At 64.0% G+C, this 17554-nt stretch carries 15 protein-coding genes; 4 read left to right on the top strand and 11 right to left on the bottom strand.

Annotation, left to right across the window (positions count from 1 at the left end; translation table 11 throughout):
- From AC6CH3_RS22990 to purU, 10 genes are all read right to left on the bottom strand, one after another.
- The coding region (locus AC6CH3_RS22990) for a molybdenum cofactor biosynthesis protein MoaE (RefSeq protein WP_498134636.1) at positions 1–550 on the bottom strand (550 nt) is incomplete at its 3' end.
- Complete coding sequence (gene fdhD / locus AC6CH3_RS22985) at positions 495–1376, bottom strand: formate dehydrogenase accessory sulfurtransferase FdhD (RefSeq protein WP_498134635.1); 882 nt, start codon at positions 1374–1376, stop codon at positions 495–497. The genes fdhD and AC6CH3_RS22990, both read right to left, overlap by 56 nt.
- Positions 1377–1415: 39 nt before the next feature.
- On the bottom strand, positions 1416–2693 hold the full coding sequence (locus AC6CH3_RS22980; RefSeq protein ID WP_498134634.1) for a molybdopterin molybdotransferase MoeA: 1278 nt from the start codon (positions 2691–2693) through the stop codon (positions 1416–1418).
- Between the two features lie 290 nt (positions 2694–2983).
- Positions 2984–3586 carry a GTP cyclohydrolase I FolE gene (folE, locus tag AC6CH3_RS22975; protein WP_498134633.1) on the bottom strand — a complete coding sequence of 201 codons (603 nt, stop codon included), beginning with the start codon at positions 3584–3586 and terminating at the stop codon, positions 2984–2986.
- Positions 3579–5918 (bottom strand): FdhF/YdeP family oxidoreductase, encoded by a 2340-nt coding sequence (locus AC6CH3_RS22970; RefSeq protein ID WP_498134632.1) that lies wholly within the window; start codon positions 5916–5918, stop codon positions 3579–3581. The genes folE and AC6CH3_RS22970 overlap by 8 nt, the downstream gene beginning before the upstream one ends.
- Positions 5919–5929: 11 nt before the next feature.
- Positions 5930–6214, bottom strand: a complete 285-nt coding sequence (locus AC6CH3_RS22965) for a hypothetical protein (protein WP_498134631.1) — start codon at positions 6212–6214, stop codon at positions 5930–5932.
- An 11-nt stretch (positions 6215–6225) separates the two neighbouring features.
- Positions 6226–7104 (bottom strand): bifunctional 5,10-methylenetetrahydrofolate dehydrogenase/5,10-methenyltetrahydrofolate cyclohydrolase, encoded by an 879-nt coding sequence (locus AC6CH3_RS22960; RefSeq protein WP_498134630.1) that lies wholly within the window; start codon positions 7102–7104, stop codon positions 6226–6228.
- On the bottom strand, positions 7101–7727 hold the full coding sequence (locus AC6CH3_RS22955; protein WP_498134629.1) for a cyclodeaminase/cyclohydrolase family protein: 627 nt from the start codon (positions 7725–7727) through the stop codon (positions 7101–7103). The genes AC6CH3_RS22960 and AC6CH3_RS22955 overlap by 4 nt, the downstream gene beginning before the upstream one ends.
- 111 nt (positions 7728–7838) lie before the next feature.
- Entirely contained in the window at positions 7839–10331 is a 2493-nt protein-coding gene (locus AC6CH3_RS22950; RefSeq protein WP_498134628.1) for a GcvT family protein, read from the bottom strand.
- Positions 10332–10390: 59 nt separating this feature from the next.
- On the bottom strand, positions 10391–11305 hold the full coding sequence (purU, locus tag AC6CH3_RS22945) for a formyltetrahydrofolate deformylase (protein WP_498134627.1): 915 nt from the start codon (positions 11303–11305) through the stop codon (positions 10391–10393).
- A gap of 119 nt (positions 11306–11424) precedes the next feature.
- On the opposite strand from purU, the gene AC6CH3_RS22940 reads away from it, so the two are divergent.
- From AC6CH3_RS22940 to AC6CH3_RS22925, 4 genes are all read left to right on the top strand, one after another.
- Positions 11425–12105, top strand: a complete 681-nt coding sequence (locus AC6CH3_RS22940) for a GntR family transcriptional regulator (protein ID WP_498134626.1) — start codon at positions 11425–11427, stop codon at positions 12103–12105.
- A 254-nt stretch (positions 12106–12359) separates the two neighbouring features.
- Entirely contained in the window at positions 12360–13919 is a 1560-nt protein-coding gene (gene zwf / locus AC6CH3_RS22935; protein WP_498134625.1) for a glucose-6-phosphate dehydrogenase, read from the top strand.
- Entirely contained in the window at positions 13916–14845 is a 930-nt protein-coding gene (locus AC6CH3_RS22930; RefSeq protein ID WP_498134624.1) for a glucose-6-phosphate dehydrogenase assembly protein OpcA, read from the top strand. Before zwf ends, AC6CH3_RS22930 begins: the two co-directional genes overlap by 4 nt.
- Positions 14846–14987: 142 nt before the next feature.
- Complete coding sequence (locus tag AC6CH3_RS22925; protein ID WP_498134623.1) at positions 14988–16073, top strand: inositol-3-phosphate synthase; 1086 nt, start codon at positions 14988–14990, stop codon at positions 16071–16073.
- A 94-nt stretch (positions 16074–16167) separates the two neighbouring features.
- Here the strand turns inward: AC6CH3_RS22925 and mshA are convergent, their stop codons facing one another.
- Positions 16168–17424 carry a D-inositol-3-phosphate glycosyltransferase gene (gene mshA, locus AC6CH3_RS22920; RefSeq protein ID WP_498134622.1) on the bottom strand — a complete coding sequence of 419 codons (1257 nt, stop codon included), beginning with the start codon at positions 17422–17424 and terminating at the stop codon, positions 16168–16170.
- Between the last annotated feature and the right edge of the window lie 130 nt (positions 17425–17554).

Genomic DNA, 17554 nt, shown 5'->3' with positions numbered 1-17554 from the left:
TGGTTTCGGTGTCGGGCCTGCGTGTGCGGCGGAACATCGGCTCGTTCGCGCCAACCCATTCGACCGAGCCGTCGCTAAAGAGCTGTTGCTTCCAGATCGGTACTCCGGCCTTGATGCGGTCCACCAGTTCGGAACAGATGGTGAACGCCTGACGACGGTGAGCGGCCGCAACGGCGCACACAAGGGCCACGTCGCCGACCTTCAGGTCGCCAACGCGGTGGGCCGCCCAAATGCGGACGGGGTGGCCGGTCTCCTCCGAGTGTTCCTCGCGGAGAGTGGCCACGACCTCCAACATCGCCTTGGATGCAGTGGGATGCGCGCTGTAGCTCAGCCGCTCGACGGCCTTGCCGCCGTCGTGGTTGCGGACAACGCCCCGGAAGCTGACAACGGCACCCGCCTCGGCACCTTCGACCGCGGCAATGGCATCGTCCTCGGAGATGGGATCGGCGGTAAGGGCGGCCGCGATCACTTCAAAATCAGCCACTGGTTTCCTTTCAGATGTTCGCACCGGTGTCGGTTTCCGGGATCGTGACCCGTTCTTCGCCCACATACACATTGAGGCTCCTGCCCCGGCTGAAACCCACCAGGGTGACGCCGGTGTCGGCAGCAAGGTCCGCCGCCAGGCTCGAGGGTGCGCTGACCGCCGCCAAGACCGGAATGCCGGCGAGGGCAGCCTTCTGAACCAGCTCAAATGACGCCCTGCCCGAGACCTGCAGGACAGTACCGCGCAAGGGCAGAAGCCCTTCGCGCAGAGCCCACCCGACCACCTTGTCCACGGCATTGTGGCGGCCCACGTCCTCGCGGAGGCACAGCAGCTCGGCTTCATCGCTGTCGGTGATTCTGAACAGCCCTGCCGCGTGGACGCCTCCGGTTTTATCGAACAGCGCCTGAGCTTCCCGCAACTGTTCGGGGAGCCGCGCCAGTACGCTGACCGGCACGCGCAGCTGGTCGTCCCGAGGGCTGACCGTGAGGGTCTTGCGAACGGCGTCGATGGATGTGCTGCCGCAGATGCCGCAGGAGCTGGAGGTATAAATGTGCCGGCCGGTATCCGGCAGGGTCAAACCGTGACGGAACTGGGCCTCGACGACGTTGAAGGTTTGTCTGCCGTCTTCATCCTCGCCCGCGCAAAAGCGGAGTGACACGAGATCCGACTGGTTGCTGATGATGCCTTCAGAGACGAGAAAACCGGCGACGAGGTCAAAGTCATCCCCGGGTGTCCGCATGGTCACAGCAAAGGACACGTTGCCGAAGCGGATTTCCAGCGGTTCCTCGGCCGCCAGCACGTCCTCCCTGAGGCGCACGGGGTATTCAATGGCGGCCGCGGAGCCATCCAGGAGGTACCGGTGGACCTTTCGCCGTTGGGTCATGCGTGCCACGTCGTGAACACTCCTCGCGTGTTGGTCCTCATATGATCGTCATCGCCATGCCGGTGCGTTTTGCAGCTCTGGACGCCAGGGGAGGGCGAATACCGGAACCGGCTCCCCTAACTGAACGCCGCGCGACGGGACCACCATGACACCGTCGGCGGAGGCCAGGCCGCGCATCATGCCGGGTCCGGTGTAGTGGGCCGGAGTCGCCCGGCCATTGACCCAGCGGAAAGGCATAAGCCGTGTGGATGCCGCGTGGGCGTCGATGACCGTGCCGCACGGCAGCCGGCTGATGTCGGGCAGGGGCTGGTGGCCCAGTGCGGCCAGCAGCGGACCGCCAATGGTGAACAGGGCCATTAGGGCGGCCAGGGGGTTGCCCGGGAGTCCGACGACGAAGCGCCCATTGGGCAGTTTGGCCAAGGCGGCCGGGTGGCCGGGCCGCATGGCAATGCCATCAATGAGGAGCCGTCCGCCGAGGGCGGCCGTGGCAGCCCGGAAATGGTCGGCGCCGGAGCGCCCCGTGCCGCCAGTGGTAACGATCACGTCAGGCCAGGGCCCCATCGGCGGTTCAGCGGCACCCAGTGCTGTGAGCCATTCCTCATAGGAGTCCCCGATGCGGACCATCGGTCCCGGAATGCCCCCGAGCATTTGGATGACTGTGCTGAGCTGCGGCCCGAAAGCGTCCCTGACCTGTCCCGGGGCCGGGACTCTGGCCGTGACCACCTCTGAGCCAGTGACCAGCATTTTAACCAGCGGCTTGCGCTGCACGTCCAGCTGGTCGAAGCCGGCGACGGCGGCCAGGGCGATGTGGGCAGGGTTCAATGAAGTTCCTGCGGCGATCAGGACTTCACCTGCTGCCGCTTCCTCACCCGACGCACGGATGTGCTGGCCATGACGAGGTTCACCGGGTGATGCGCCCTCGGCCACCATCAGCGTGGGCTGGCCGGCCGCATTGGTCAGAAGCCGTCCGCTCTCCACCCGAAGCACAGCCTGGGCACCCGGAGCGATTACTCCGCCGGTGACGACAGGGCTGGCCTGCCCGTCACCGAGGGGGTTCCCTGGTTCCGTCAGCACCCATGGGCCGGAACCATTAACTGTCCAGCCGTCCATTGCGGACGAGGCGTAGTGCGGCATCTCCTGAAGCGCTGTGACGTTGGTCGCCAGAGTTCTTCCGTTCGCCTCGCCGAGTGGAACCCGCTCTGGTCCGAGGGGCGAGGCGCAGTCAAAAGCCAAGCGGCGGGCTTCCGCCCAGGTGTATTCCCGGTCCGCGGCCCGCCCGCCGTCCTCGGCCTGTGTGCCGGCAATTGGAAGGGCTTGAGCTAGCACTGGTCGTTCCCTCGTTGCTGAAGTGGTTTTCTATCCGTTCGTTTCCCGAAAGCGGTGTTTCGGCGCTTACCTCCCCAGGTTTTCAGGCCAACCGAAACACCGTTTACGGGAAACGACATCGCATTCCATGAAGCTGCTCCGCAGCCTCGTCACCCGGCTGGAAGCCGGGGGATTTCTCGCAAACGGAGTTCCGGCAGGCGGAGTTCCGCAGCGGAAGAAGCCGGACGGCGATTTGATATTCCAAATATATCCTAAAGATATATCAAGCGGAAGGTCTCCGTTTCAGAATTTCACGGACGGCCCATGATCAGGCTCAGCGCTTCCGCGCGGGCTGCCGGTAAGCGCAACTCCCCCCTCACTGCGGAGGTAATGGTTTTAGCTCCCGGCTTCCTGATCCCCCTCATGGACATACAGAGGTGTTCACATTCCACCACGACAATCGCCCCAAGCGGCCGCAGGGCAGAGACAAGAGCATCCACCACCTCGGTCGTCAGCCGTTCCTGCACCTGCGGTCTCCGGGCGAACGCATCCACCAGCCTGGCCAGTTTGCTCAGGCCTGTTACCAGCCCCTCGGCCGACGGGATATATCCAACGTGGGCCACTCCATGGAAGGGCACCAGGTGGTGCTCGCAGGTGGAGTAGAAAGGGATGTCTTTAACGAGGACCAGTTCCTCATGCCCGAGGTCGAACGTCTTATCAAGTACTGATATGGGATCCTCGTGAAGGCCACCGTACATTTCCACAGCGGCGCGGGCCACCCGCGCCGGAGTCTCAGCCAGGCCAGGCCTGTCAGGGTCCTCGCCCACGGCAAGGAGGAACTCACGGACAGCCCGCTCCGCGCGTGGGAGGTCCACCCCCTTGGTGCGCAGTCCAACCTCGGTAGCCTCATGCATGACTGTTCGCTCCTGCCGGTTCCAGCCTGACGATGACGGACTTGGACGTCGGGGTTCCGCTGGTGTCCGCCACGGAGTCCAGCGGCACCAGCACATTGGTTTCCGGGTAGTAGGAGGCTGCGCAACCCTTGGGCGTGGAGTAGGACACGATGCGGAAATTCTCGGCCCGGCGTTCTGTTCCACGGAACTCAGAGACCAGATCGACCATGTCCCCGTCCGCGTAGCCCATCTCGGCTATGTCCGCCTCGTTGACCAGGACTACCCGCCGGCCGCCGTAGATTCCACGGTAACGGTCGTCCTTGCCGTAGATGGTGGTGTTGTACTGGTCGTGTGAACGCAGTGTTTGCAGGATCAGCCGGCCGGCCGGGACCCGAAGGTACTCCAGGGCATTCGATGTGAAGTGCGCCTTGCCGGACTCCGTTTTGAACTCCCTGGTGTCCCGCGGCGGGTGGGGCAGGACGAAACCGCCGGGGTTCTGAATTTTCTCCTCGAAGTTCTCGAAGCCATCGATGACAGCTTCGATGTGCTTCCTGATCTGGGAGTAATCGTCCCCGAGCGAGAGCCAGTCAGCTACTGGCGCGTTGGGGAGGGGGAGGCCGGAGGCGTCCGTGAACACCTTGTGGGCGAGGTTGCAGACGATGGCGACCTCGGACATCAGATGTTCGCTGGCGGGCTTAAGCCTTCCGCGGGATGCATGAACGGCGCTCATTGAATCCTCCACCGTCACCCTCTGGTCGCCGGACCGCTGGGTATCCCTTTCCGTACGGCCCAGCGTCGGGAGAATCAGGGCGCGTTTTCCTGTTGCCAGGTGGGAGTGGTTCAGTTTAGTCGATATCTGGACCGTCAGGCGGGTGTTGGCCAGGGCCTCCTCGGTCACATCCGAGTCCGGAGCCGCCCGGACGAAGTTCCCGCCCATGCCCACGAATAGCCGGACCTTGCCGTCCCGCATGGCCCGGATTGCGGCGACGGTGTCGTAGCCGTGGGCCCGGGGCGAACGGAACTGGAACTCCTGGTCAAGCCTGTCGTGGAAACTCTCCGGCATCCGTTCGAAGATGCCCATGGTCCGGTCGCCCTGGACGTTGGAGTGTCCCCGAACAGGGCATACCCCGGCGCCGGGCTTTCCGATGTTGCCCTGCAGCAGCAGGACGTTGACGACGTCACGGAGGGTGGGCACCGAGTGCTTGTGCTGGGTCAGGCCCATCGCCCAGCAGACAATGGTGGAGTCTGACGCCAGGAGGCGTTCTCCGGTGGCCGCGATCTGTTCCATGGTGAGGCCGCTGGCCTCGATGATGTCCTCCCAGCGAACCTGGTCCAACTGCGAAAGGTACGACTCGAGGCCGACCGTGTGGTTTTCGATGAAGTCGTGGTCCAAAACGGTTGCCAGGCCTGGAGTGTTCCTGCCGGCACGTTCTGCTTCCAGGAGGTATTTGCCCAGGCCCTGGAAGAGTGCCTGGTCGCCGCCGGCCCGGATCTGAAGGAAATCATCAGTCAGCTGGGTGCCAATCAGCGTGCCTGAGATGGTCTGCGGGTTCTCGAAATGCAGCAGTCCGGCCTCGGGGAGCGGATTGATGGATACGATGGCGGCGCCGTTTTTCTTGGCCTTTTCCAGTGCACTGAGCATGCGCGGGTGATTTGTGCCCGGATTCTGGCCGGCCACGAAGATCAGGGACGCTGTTTCCAGATCGGTGAGGCTGACCGATCCTTTGCCAATGCCGATGGTCTCGACCAGGGCCGATCCGGAAGATTCGTGGCACATATTCGAACAGTCCGGGAGGTTGTTCGTGCCCACGCCCCGCACCAGCAACTGGTATACAAACGCAGCCTCGTTGGACGTCCTCCCGGAGGTATAGAAGACGCTCTGGTCAGGGTCGTCCATGCCCCTGAGTTCCTGGGCGATCATTTCCAGGGCGTCGTCCCACTCGATGGGCCGGTAGTGGGTTGCGCCCTCATCCAGGACCATCGGGTGGGTCAGCCTGCCCTGCTGTCCAAGCCAGTAGTCATCACGTGTCTTCAGCTCGGCAATGGAATGCCTGGCGAAGAATTCCGGCGTGACGCGGCGGCGTGTGGCCTCCTCCGCCACGGCCTTCGCGCCGTTCTCACAGAATTCCGCCGCGTTGCGCTTCTCGTGCTCCGGCCACGCGCAGCCCATGCAGTCAAAGCCGTCGACCTGGTTGACCGCCATTAGGGTCTGCACGCTCCGGAGCGGACCCATTTGCTCAAGGGATATCTTCAGCGCATTGGCCACCGCGGGAATGCCCACAGCCTTGGTTTTGGGTTTGCCGACAGTCAGCTTTGACTCATCGATGTTCTCGCGGGGGGCTTTAGAGGCCATTGGCTCTTCCTTCAAATCTGTGCGGACGTTTCATGCTCACCGGCTGCTGCCTGTGGGACCTCGACCGTGACGACGTCACCGTCATGGCGGAAGAACATGCGGCGGCCACGGCCAAAGGCCAAAACCAGCCAGATGATGGTGCCATCCTCGGTCACGGCATCGATCCAGCCGCTATGCGGGAACGCGTACGATTCCAGCACTGTGACGAAGTCGCCCGGGATGAGCGCGGTCCAGTCTGCCACGACCTTGGTAGAGGTGGGTGTGGCGGCGGGATGTGACGCCGTACGGCGTGCCATTGCCGCCCCCGTCATGGTGTGAGTGCTGGCACCGGGGCTGCATGCGACTGTTCCCGCGCCGCTTCGGCGGTGTGGAGAAGAAGCAGTGATGTGGTGACTGAACCGACGCCGCCGGGGACCGGTGTCAAGGCACAAGCAACGGCCTGGACGCTGGCCTGGTCGATATCGCCGACGAGTGAGCCGTCGGACAGCACATTGGTGCCTACGTCGATGACTACAGAGTGGTCAGAAACGTCAGTCCCGGTGAGCAGTCCGGTGCGGCCGGCAGCAACAACCACGATGTCGGCAGTTTTGGTGTACTTCTCAAGGGGTCCCGACCGCGAGTGGCAGACGGTCGTGGTGGCATCCTTCTGCAGCAGCAGGAGGGACAGCGGCTTGCCAACCACGGCTGAACGCCCCACCACCACCACACTGCGGCCGGCTACCGGGATGTCGAAGTGGTCAAGCATTTCTATTACCGCGCGCGCAGTAGCCGGGGCGAAAGCACGTTGACCGACAGTGAGAAGTCCCAGGCTCAAGGGGTTAGCGCCATCGATGTCCTTTGCCGGGTCGATGTGCCTGACCAGCTCCTGGCTTCTGACGCCTGGGGGCAGCGGAGTCTGCAGGATGATTCCATTGACGGAAGGCTCCGCGCTGAGGTCTTTCAGCACCGCAGCGAGGACCTGCTCTGTAGCGTCCTGGCCGAGGTCGATAATCCTGCACTCGATGCCGGCACTTTCCGAGGCGCGCTCGATGGACCGCACGTACCAGTGGGTCGAGCTGTCCTCGGTGGCGACTACGACGGCGAGGGTCGGGCGTAAGCCCTCTTCGGCCAGGGCTTTGGCTTCTGCCTGGGCCTGTTGCTGTATCAGCTTGGCGAGGGGCTTGCCGGAGAGTACAGATGCCGTCATCGGAGGATCCTTTCCCGTACGTGCTGTGAGAGCGAGTCAGCGGCCAGCACGACTTTTTCTTCAAGGCCGTCAGTTTGTTCGGCCAGCGCGGCACGCGCGTGCGCGTCCTTGATCGCGACGACGTTGATGTCTATGTTGACGCGCGCGGTGGTGGCAGCCGCCCTTGCCGCGTCGGCGGCTGCGGCAATGTCACTGATGACATTGGGGTTGGCAATGTCCAGAAGTTCGGCGGCGAGTTCCACCACGGCACCCGACAGCTTGATCAGCTGGGCGGGCGGTTGAGCCGCCTGAACGAGTGCGTTCTGTATGGCGGCGGCACGCGCCTCACGTTCCGAGTCGTTCGCGGCGGGCAGCTTGTATGAGGCAATCACATCTGCGAAGGCGACTTCATCGGCGTCGGCCAGCCTCAGCGCCTCGTCAATGAGATGGTCGGCGGCGGAAATGATTCTGGACGTTGTCTGTCCGTGCTGCTCATACTTCCCGCCGGTGCTGAATCTTGCCACCATGGCCACCAGGGCCGCCCCCTGCGCTGCGTGCAGCGCCGCGGCCGCGCCGCCACCCGGCGTGGGGTTCCGCGAGGCAAGCCTGCCGAGGTAGTCATTAAGTGTTTCTGAACCGATCATTTGTCCATTCCTGGGCTGGTTGATGCTGGGGGCGGGAAGGGGATGCGCGCAGCCCGGCTCCCGTTGCGAGGAGGGGTCCGGGCCGCGCGCCCCCAAAGGCCCGACGGCTGGTTAGCCGCGGAGCCTGGTCATTTTCGGGTCGTACAGGGGCTCTTCAGTAACAGTGGCCCTGATGCGTCGTCCGAAGTATTCCATTTCGACAGAATCGCCGACGGAAACGGCTGCCGGAAGGTAGGCGTAGGCGATCGGCTTGGCGACGGTGTAGCCGTAGGCCGCGCTGGTCACGTAGCCGACCGCTTGCTCCTTGTAGTACACGGGTTCCTTGCCCAGGACGATGGACCGGCCGTCGTCGATGGTGAGGCACCGCAGCCTGCGGGAGGAACCTTCCTCCGTGCGGCCTTCGAGAGCACCCTTGCCGATGAAGCTGTCCTTGGACATCTTTACGGCGAATGCGAGACCCGCCTCAAACGGGTCATGTTCGGTGGTCATGTCCGAGCCCCACGAGCGGTATCCCTTTTCCAGGCGCAGGGAACTGAAGGCCGCACGTCCGGCAGCGATGACGCCGAACGCCTGCCCGGCCTTCCAGAGCACGTCCCAGAGCCTCTGACCGTATTCGGCGCTCGTGTAAAGCTCCCAGCCCAGTTCCCCGACGTAGGAGAGACGCATGGCCGTGACCGGAACTCCACCGATGACAACATCCTTTGCCCGGAAGTATCGGAGACCGTCGTTGGAGAAGTCGTCATCGCTAATGCCGCTGACCAGGTCGCGGGCCAGCGGGCCCCAGAGCCCGATGCAGCACGTGCCGCCTGTGGTGTCCCGGACCTGGACCCAATCGGTGGCTGAGCCGCTTTGGGTTTGGTGCCGCGCAGCCCTGGTGAAGTACGCCGTGTCGATGTTGCCGTTGGCGCCGAGCTGGAACCTGTCCTCGCTGAGGCGTGCAACGGTGATGTCACTCCGCACGCCACCGGCGTGGTCCAGCAGCAGTGTGTAGGTGACGGCTCCCGGCTTCTTGTCCAGGTCCGCTGTGGTCAACTCCTGCAGCAGCTTCAGGGCGCCGGGACCCGATACTTCCAGCCGCTTGAGCGGGGTCATGTCGTACATAGCCACTGCCGTGCGGGTCTTCCAGACTTCGGCGGCAGCGATCGGGGAACTGAACATCTGTGCCCATGCGTCACGGGCCGGGGGCAGCCATTCCGTAGGCATCTCCTTGAGGAGTCCAGCGTTGGATTCAAACCAATAGGGCCGTTCCCATCCTCCGGCTTCCAGGAAAAAGCCGCCCAGTTCCTTATGCCGCGCATGGAACGGGCTGACGCGAAGGTTTCGCGGGGAGAGCTTGGGCTGGAGCGGGTGCAGCACATCGTAGATTTCCACGAAGTTCTGCTGGGAGGTCTCGCTGACGTATTCAGGCGTGAGCTGGACGTCCTCGAAGCGCGTGATGTCGCACTCGCCCAGGTCGGTTTCTGACTTGCCGGTGGTGAGCAGTTCGGCCACCGCCTTGGCCACGCCGGCGGAGTGCGTTACCCATACGGCCTCTGCCACGAAGAAGCCGTCGAGCTCCTTGGATTCACCGATGAGCGGTCCGCCGTCGGGGGTGAAGGAGAAGATGCCGTTGAAGCCATCTTCGATTTCGCTTTCGGCCAGTCCCGGGAGCAGCTGCTTGGAGGCTTCCCACGCGGGCAGGAAGTCTTCCAGGGTGAAGTCCAGGCGGGAGGGCATGTTGTGTTCGTTGACGGCCTCCGGGCTGAAGGTCCCCAGGTCCTCGAGGTCAACGGGCATGGGGCGGTGGGCGTAAGAACCGATGCCGTAGCGCTCGCCGTGCTCCCGGTAGTAGAGATCCTGATCCTGGTGGCGCAGGATTGGCAGCGTAGCGCCGTTCGGCAGTTCGTTGCGTCCCTTCAATGCGGGCACAGGAGCAGTCTTGACGTACTGGTGTGCCAGCGGCAGGAGAGGCACCGCCATGCCGATCAGGGCGCCGATCTTTGCGCCCCAGAATCCACCGCACGAGATCACGATATCGGCGGGAAGAACGCCCTCGGAGGTTTCGACGCCGGTGACCCGCCCGTCCGTCTGCTGTATTCCTGTCACCGTGGTGGAGCCCAGGTACTTGACTCCTGCGGCCTCCGTGCGCTTGATGAGCAGCTGGACTGCACGGGCAGCACTGGCCAGGCCGTCGCTGGGCACGTGGAGACCGCCGAGAACGTCCTCTTCGTTCAGGAGCGGGTAAAGCTCCTTACATTCGGCGGGGGACAGTATCGTTCCCTCGATGCCCCACGATGCGGCGTAGCCGAGTTTCCTTTTCAGGTCTGCGAGGCGGGTCTCGGTGGTTGCAACTTCCAGGCCGCCCACCTGGTTGAAGCAGCTGATGCCGTCCTCGCTCAGGGAGAGCAGCTTTTCGACCGTGTACTTGGCGAAGCTGGTCATGGTCTTGGAGGGGTTGGTCTGGAAGACCAGTCCGGGGGCGTGGGACGTCGAGCCGCCGGGCATGTTCAAGGGCCCCTGGTCCAGGACTGTGATGTTGTTCCAACCGCGGGCCACCAGTTCGTCGGCGACATTAGTGCCGACGATTCCGGCGCCGATGATGACAATGCGAGGTGTCGATGCCATGTGTTAATTACTCCTGCTGTTTTTGAATGTGCGCTGTTGCTGCTCGTGCCTGGGTGATCTCAACGGAAGACGACGGTGCTGGACTGGTCCAGCAGGACACGGTGCTCGCAGTGCCAACGGACTGCCCGTGCCAGCGCCAAAGCCTCTGCATCCTGTCCCACTGTTGAGAGGGAGGTCGGCCCAAAGCTATGGTCGACACGGATGACTTCCTGCTCGATGATCGGGCCTTCATCGAGGTCCGCGGTCACGTAGTGGGCGGTGGCCCCCACAAGCTTGACGCCGCGGTCATAGGCCTGGTGGTAAGGCCGCGCGCCCTTGAACCCTGGCAGGAACGAGTGGTGAATGTTGATCGCCCTTCCCTCGAGGGCGCGGCACAGGTCATTGGAAAGCACCTGCATGTACCGGGCGAGGACCACGAGGTCCACGTTGTACTCGTCGACCAGCTCGAGCAGCCTGCGCTCGGCGTCTTCTTTGGTCTCGGGAGTTACCGGAATGTACACGAAGGGAAGGCCGGCGGCCTCCGCCATGGCCCGGTGTGTTTCGTGGTTGGAAACGACGGCCACAAGTTCTCCACCCAGGCTGCCCCCGCGCCAGCGGAAGATCAGGTCATTCAGGCAATGCCCGAACTTGGAGACCATCACCAGAACGCGCTCTTTGGTCTCGTCGTGAAAGCTGAATTTCATCTCGAAGCGTTCCGCGATGGGACGGAACTCCTCTTCGAGTCTGGCTGGTTCGAAGTCTGCCGGCCCGGAAAAAGCGGTACGCAGGTGAAGCGTCTGGCGGAGGCCGTCGTCGAACTGCTGGTGCTCCTCGATGTTGAATCCGCGCTCAAACAGGAACGTGGTGACTGCCTGAACGATGCCGGCTCGTTCGACGCACGACAGTGTGAGTACGAACTTCCGGCTGGTCGCTTCTCCGGAGGCTTCCGCCTGCGGAGCGGGCCGTGTTTCTTGAGTGGTCTGCACCAGGGTCACGTGACCTCCTATAGATATATGCTTGATCAACTGATTGATATATTAGGACTGGCGACCAGCGTATACTGGTGCAGGGACACGGTCAATAGTCACTATTGGCCGATAGGAGAGGCGGTACGGTGGCGTTTGAAGCTCTGGCGGTGACCGAGGACGTTGGCTCGAAATCCCTGGCCGACGTGGCCTACGAACGGATACGCGACAGGCTGCTGACCCTGGAAATCAAGCCCGGTGAACCCCTTTACGACGAAGGGCTTGCAAAGGAACTTGGCGTGGGACGGACTCCCGTAAGGGAAGCCCTGAAGCGGCTCGAACTGGACCGGCTCGTCGTGACCTATCCCAGGCGCGGCACCTTCGCAACACGCGTAGAGGTCACGGACCTCGCGTTTATCTCGGAGATTCGAGCGCAGCTGGAACCGCTCGCGGCTTCCCGTGCCGCCAGGGTGGCCAGCGCGGCGGCCCGGGAGCGTCTCCGGCGAATTGTGGCTGCAGTGGAGTCCTTCGACGTGGACAGCGCAACAGTTGTGGAGACCCTGCAGCTGGACGCCCGCGTGCATCAGGGAATTTATGCTGCGGCGGGGAATCCGCATCTGGAGGACGTGCTGATCCGCTATGACAACCTGGCCACGCGCATCTGGTGCATGGTCCTGGATCGCCTGCCGGACCTTTCCCGGCATGTCCATGAGCACGTCGACCTGCTTCAAGCGGTGATCGATAAAGACGAGGCCCGTGCTGCAGAACTGGCGCGCACTCACGTAGATGGCTTTGAGAAGGCCGTGCGCACAGCACTGTTCGCCGCCTGAGCATCCCATCCTAAAGGGCAGGTGAGGCCGCTCTTTGTGGTGGTTTATCAGCTTCCCGGGCAGGTGGCAGTCTTAGGGCAAGGATTTCTGTGGCCCAGTGCTCTTGCCAGCGCCGTTGCCAGCGCAGTGCCTTGCAGCCCCTGTCCAAGTGCCTTTCGTGCCTTGTCGATGGCTGGAGCACGCCACAGGAGATTGTTTCGTCGTTTGCCGGCCAGGCAGCGTCCGCCACTGAAAGCTAAGGCACTTAACTAACCATGCCAGATACTTTGAACGGCAGAAGGACTGCGTCCCGGGGCGGGAACCCGTTGCGGGATCCGCGGGACCGCCGTCTGAACCGTATTGCCGGTCCGTCCTCGCTCGTGCTTTTCGGAGTCACGGGCGACCTTGCCCGCAAGAAGCTCATGCCCGCCGTGTATGACCTCGCCAATCGTGGTTTGTTGCCGCCGAGCTTTGCCCTGGTGGGCTTTGGCCGGCGGGAGTGGGACAACGCGGAGTTCGCCGCGGAGGTCAAGGATGCCGTGACCTCGTATTCCCGGACGCCGTTTGATGAGGCGGTGTGGAACCAGTTGGCGGAGGGCATCCGTTTCGTGCAGGGCGAGTTCGACGACGACGCCGCCTTTGAGCGGCTCGGTGAGACGATCGCTGGGCTGGATGAGCAGCGCGGCACGCGCGGCAACCATGCGTTCTACCTCTCGATTCCGCCGAAGGCGTTCGAGCAGGTCTGCCGGCAGCTCTCAAAGCACGGCCTGGCGCAGGCCGAGGGTGAGAAATGGCGCCGCGTGGTGATCGAGAAACCGTTCGGGCATGACCTGGAATCGGCGCGGCAGCTGAACGACATTGTGGAGTCGGTGTTCCCGGCCGATGCGGTGTTCCGGATCGATCATTACCTGGGCAAGGAGACGGTGCAGAACATCCTGGCGCTGCGGTTCGCGAACCAGTTGTTCGAGCCGTTGTGGAACGCCAATTATGTGGACCATGTCCAGATTACGATGGCCGAGGACATCGGTACCGGTGGCCGGGCGGGGTATTACGACGGTGTGGGCGCGGCGCGGGATGTGATCCAGAACCACCTGCTGCAGCTGCTGGCTTTGACCGCCATGGAAGAGCCGATTTCCTTTAACGCCGATGATCTGCGCACGGAGAAGGAAAAGGTCCTCGCCGCCGTGCGGTTGCCGGAGGACCTGTCCACGCATTCGGCCCGGGGGCAGTTCGCCGGCGGCTGGCAGGGCGGGGAGCAGGTCCAGGGCTACCTGGAGGAGGAGGGTATCCCGGCGGATTCGATGACCGAGACGTATGCGGCGATCCGGGTGGATATCAACACCAGGCGCTGGTCCGGGGTGCCGTTTTACCTGCGTGCGGGCAAGCGGCTGGGCCGGCGTGTGACGGAGATCGCGGTGGTCTTCAAGCGGGCACCGAACCTGTTGTTCCGTGACCATAGTGATGATGACTTTGGGCAGAACGCGGTGGTGATCCGGGTCCAGCCCGATGAGGGCGCGACGATCCGGTTCGGGTCCAAGGTCCCGGGCACGCAGATGGAGGTCCGGGACGTGACGATGGACTTCGGGTACGGGCATTCGTTTACCGAGTCCAGCCCGGAGGCGTATGAGCGGCTGATTCTGGACGTGCTGCTGGGCGAGCCGCCTTTGTTCCCGCGGCACGAGGAAGTGGAGCTGTCCTGGAAGATCCTGGACCCCTTCGAAGAGTACTGGGCCGGGCTGGGCGAACAGCCCGAGCCTTACGCCCCGGGCAGCTGGGGCCCGGCCTCGGCTGATGAGCTGCTAGCCCGCGACGGACGCACCTGGAGAAGGCCATGATTGTAGATCTTCCGAACACCACCACCTCCAAGATCTCCAAGAAGATCATGTCCCTGCGCGAGCAGGGCGGGGTGATCGCGCTGGGCCGGGTGCTCACCCTCGTGGTGGTCACGAAGTCCGGGCTGGAAGAGGAAGCGATCGAGGCCGCGAACGAGGCCAGCCGGGAACACCCCTGCCGGATCATCGTGCTCGCCGACGCCGGCTCGGCCGCGCCGAACCGGCTCGACGCCCAGATCCGGGTCGGCGGGGACGCCGGGGCCTCGGAGGTGATCGTGCTGCGCGGCTTCGGGGAACTCGCCGAGGAAAGCGAGTCCCTGGTCGCGGCGCTGCTGCTGCCCGACGCCCCGATCGTGGCCTGGTGGCCGCACGGGGCGCCGAAGAACGCCTCCGAAACCTCCATTGGACGGATCGCGCACCGGCGCATCACCGACTCCGCGAACGAGGCCGAACCCCAGGTCGCGCTGGAAAACATCCGCAACACCTACAAGGCCGGCGACACCGACCTGGCCTGGACCCGCCTGACGAACTGGCGCATCCAGCTCGCCGCCGTGCTGGACCAGGTCGACTCCTCCCCGGTCACCGCCGTCGCGGTCGAAGGTGCCTCGGACTCCCCGTCCACGATCCTCCTCGCGGCCTGGCTCACGCTGTCCCTGGACGCGCCCGTCACCATCGTCGCGGACCCCGCAGGCACCGGCATCCGCCGCGTCCGCCTCACCCGCGCCACCGGCGACATCCAGCTCTTCCGCCCCGGACTCTCCGTCGCCGAACTCACCCAACCCGGCCAGCCCATCCAACGGATCTCCCTGCCCCGGCGCAGCCTCCGCGACTGCCTCGCCGAAGAACTCCGCCGCCTCGACCCCGACGAAGTCTTCGGCATGACCCTGGGCTGCGTCAGCGCTTCACCGTTTGCCCACCCATTTGAGTAGGTGAGAACCACCCGATGATGGCATGGTGCCCATTCAGCACACGGGAGATGATAGAGGGCAGCATCTTTCTAACAGGTCGCTGCACCCGCCGGTCCCTGGTCACCCAGCGACGGCGGTGAGTATTTTTTTCTAAAGGAGTTCCGTGTCTTCAAATCCGATTCGTGTTGCAATCGTCGGGGTGGGTAACTGCGCCGCTTCGCTGGTCCAGGGTGTCCACTATTACCGGGATGCGGACCCGCAGGCCACGATCCCGGGTCTGATGCACGTGGAGTTCGGCAAGTACCACGTCAATGATGTCCAGTTTGTGGCCGCGTTCGATGTGGACGGCAAGAAGGTCGGTGTGGACCTGGCCGATGCCATTCTGGCCAGCGAGAACAACACCATCAAGATCGCCGATGTGCCGCCTACCGGTGTGACGGTGCAGCGCGGGCACACCCTGGACGGGCTGGGCCGGTATTACCTGGAGACGATCGAGCAGTCCACGAAGGATCCGGTGGACGTGGTCCAGGCCCTGAAGGACGCCCGGGCTGATGTGATGGTCTGTTACCTGCCGGTCGGGTCCCAGGAGGCGGCGGAGTTTTACGCCCAGTGCGCGATCGATGCCGGGGTGGCGTTCGTGAATGCGTTGCCGGTGTTTATTGCGGGCACGAAGGAGTGGGCTGACAGGTTCACGGCGGCGGGTGTGCCGATCGTGGGTGATGACATTAAGAGCCAGATTGGTGCCACGATCACGCACCGTGTGATGGCGAAGCTGTTCGAGGACCGTGGTGTGACGCTGGACCGCACGTACCAGCTGAATGTCGGCGGGAACATGGACTTTAAGAACATGCTCGAGCGTGACCGGCTGGAGTCCAAGAAGATTTCCAAGACCCAGGCCGTGACGTCCAATGTTGAGGGTGAGCTCGCGGCGAAGGATGTGCACATTGGCCCATCGGATTATGTGCAGTGGCTTGATGACCGCAAGTGGGCCTTCGTGCGTCTGGAGGGCCGGAACTTTGGTGACGCGCCGGTGTCGCTGGAGTACAAGCTGGAGGTCTGGGACTCGCCGAACTCGGCCGGTGTGATCATTGATGCGATCCGTGCGGCGAAGATCGGCCTGGACCGCGGCATCGGCGGCCCGCTGCTCTCGGCCTCGAGCTACTTCATGAAGTCCCCGCCGGAGCAGTTCAACGACGACCTCGCCCGGGAAAAGGTTGAGGCCTTCATCCGCGGCGACATCGAGCGCTAACCCCCTTCCGACCCTCCCTCACTTCCGGGCAGGGTTTGGCCCGACGCTCCCTCACCCCACGTGACCAGTTCACACGGGTGGGGGAGCGTCCTGTTTACACGGCCATGAGTTCCAAACGGGCGGCGTGTTGCTGGGCGGCGGCGTGGTAGCTCTCGAGCGTGATTGCGGCTGTGCGCCCCCATCCTGAACTCTCTGCCTGGATGGCGGCAGCGCTGCCCATGCCCTGCCGCCTCACGGGGTCGTCGTATAGGGCTTCGAGCGCATCGGCCCAGTCGGCCGCCCTGTGCCCGTCAACCAACAGCCCGGTGCGGCCGTCGCTGACGGCCCGTGACAGGCCCCCCACACGCGTGGCCACCACGGGTGTGCCGCAGGCCTGAGCCTCGAGCGCAACAAGGCCGAAAGACTCGCTGTAGGAGGGCATAACCACGACGTCCGCTGAGCGGTACCAGCCGGCCAGCTCCGGCGCGCCGACAGGCGGGAGGTGAGTGGCGACGTCGTCCATTCCGGCTGCGCTGATGAGCGCGCCCAGGTTGAAGTCCTTTGCGCCGCTGAGGGCGCCAAGGACGGTCAGCTTCAGGTCGATGTCCGGGCGGCGGCTGCGGAGCAGCGCAGCGGCCTGGACGAGGATTTGCGGGCCCTTCAGCCACTGGATCCGCCCGGCGAACAGGAGATGGAATGTGCCCCGGGGGACGCCGCGGGCGGCGCGGGAGACGCTGCGGAATGCAGGCGTAAAGATGGAAAGGTCAACGCCGGGGGGAGCGACGTCGATACGGTCAAAGTCCGCGCTGTAGTGTGACACCAGCTCGGCGGCCTCGGCGCCGGTGTTGGCGATCAGGCGGGTGGCGCCGTCGGCGATCCTGTATTCGCCGTCTTCCCGATGCCGCGGCTCGGGACTCTCACCGGGCTGCAGCACGAGGTTCTTGACCCTGGCCATGGTGTGCATGGTGTGGACCAGCGGCACATTCCACCGCCGGGACAGCTCCAGGCCGGCGACGCCGGAGATCCAGTAATGGGAGTGGATCAGGTCGTATTGTCCGTGCGGCTGGTGCCCTCTGATCTTTTCGATCTCGGCGACCATGCAGTGCAGCAGTCCAGGCAGTTCCTCCTTGGGAACTTTCCGCCGCGGTCCCGCGGCAATGTTGTGGACGCGGACGCCCGGACCGGCGTGTTCGACGGCGGGCTGCCTGGCGTCCGTAGATCGGGTGAAGACGTCCACTTCGACTCCGGTGGCCGCGAGGGACGAGGCCAGACTGCTGATGTACACGTTCATGCCACCGGCGTCCCCGGAGCCGGGCTGCTCCATGGGCGATGTGTGCAGCGACAGGAACGCCACACGCCTGATCAGAGTCATCTCCCTCTTTTCTGTTCACCGGGTGGACCGGAATGGCCCCCGCCCAAGAGGGCGGAGGCCATTCGCAGCTTCACTTGCCGACGGCAGGCTTGCCAGGATTGTTGTCGGCTGCTTGCCCGCCTAAAACGTC

This window comes from Arthrobacter sp. GQ119 (assembly GCF_059759125.1).
This window is presented reverse-complemented; position numbering and strand designations above follow the sequence as displayed.

Coding starts and splice junctions, on each gene's coding strand:
- folE (WP_498134633.1), bottom strand. CDS start 3,586: ATGCATGAGGCTACCGAGGTTGGACTGCGCACCAAGGGGGTGGACCTC.
- AC6CH3_RS22970 (WP_498134632.1), bottom strand. CDS start 5,918: ATGGCCTCTAAAGCCCCCCGCGAGAACATCGATGAGTCAAAGCTGACT.
- AC6CH3_RS22965 (WP_498134631.1), bottom strand. CDS start 6,214: ATGGCACGCCGTACGGCGTCACATCCCGCCGCCACACCCACCTCTACC.
- AC6CH3_RS22960 (WP_498134630.1), bottom strand. CDS start 7,104: ATGACGGCATCTGTACTCTCCGGCAAGCCCCTCGCCAAGCTGATACAG.
- AC6CH3_RS22955 (WP_498134629.1), bottom strand. CDS start 7,727: ATGATCGGTTCAGAAACACTTAATGACTACCTCGGCAGGCTTGCCTCG.
- AC6CH3_RS22950 (WP_498134628.1), bottom strand. CDS start 10,331: ATGGCATCGACACCTCGCATTGTCATCATCGGCGCCGGAATCGTCGGC.
- zwf (WP_498134625.1), top strand. CDS start 12,360: ATGCCAGATACTTTGAACGGCAGAAGGACTGCGTCCCGGGGCGGGAAC.
- AC6CH3_RS22930 (WP_498134624.1), top strand. CDS start 13,916: ATGATTGTAGATCTTCCGAACACCACCACCTCCAAGATCTCCAAGAAG.
- mshA (WP_498134622.1), bottom strand. CDS start 17,424: ATGACTCTGATCAGGCGTGTGGCGTTCCTGTCGCTGCACACATCGCCC.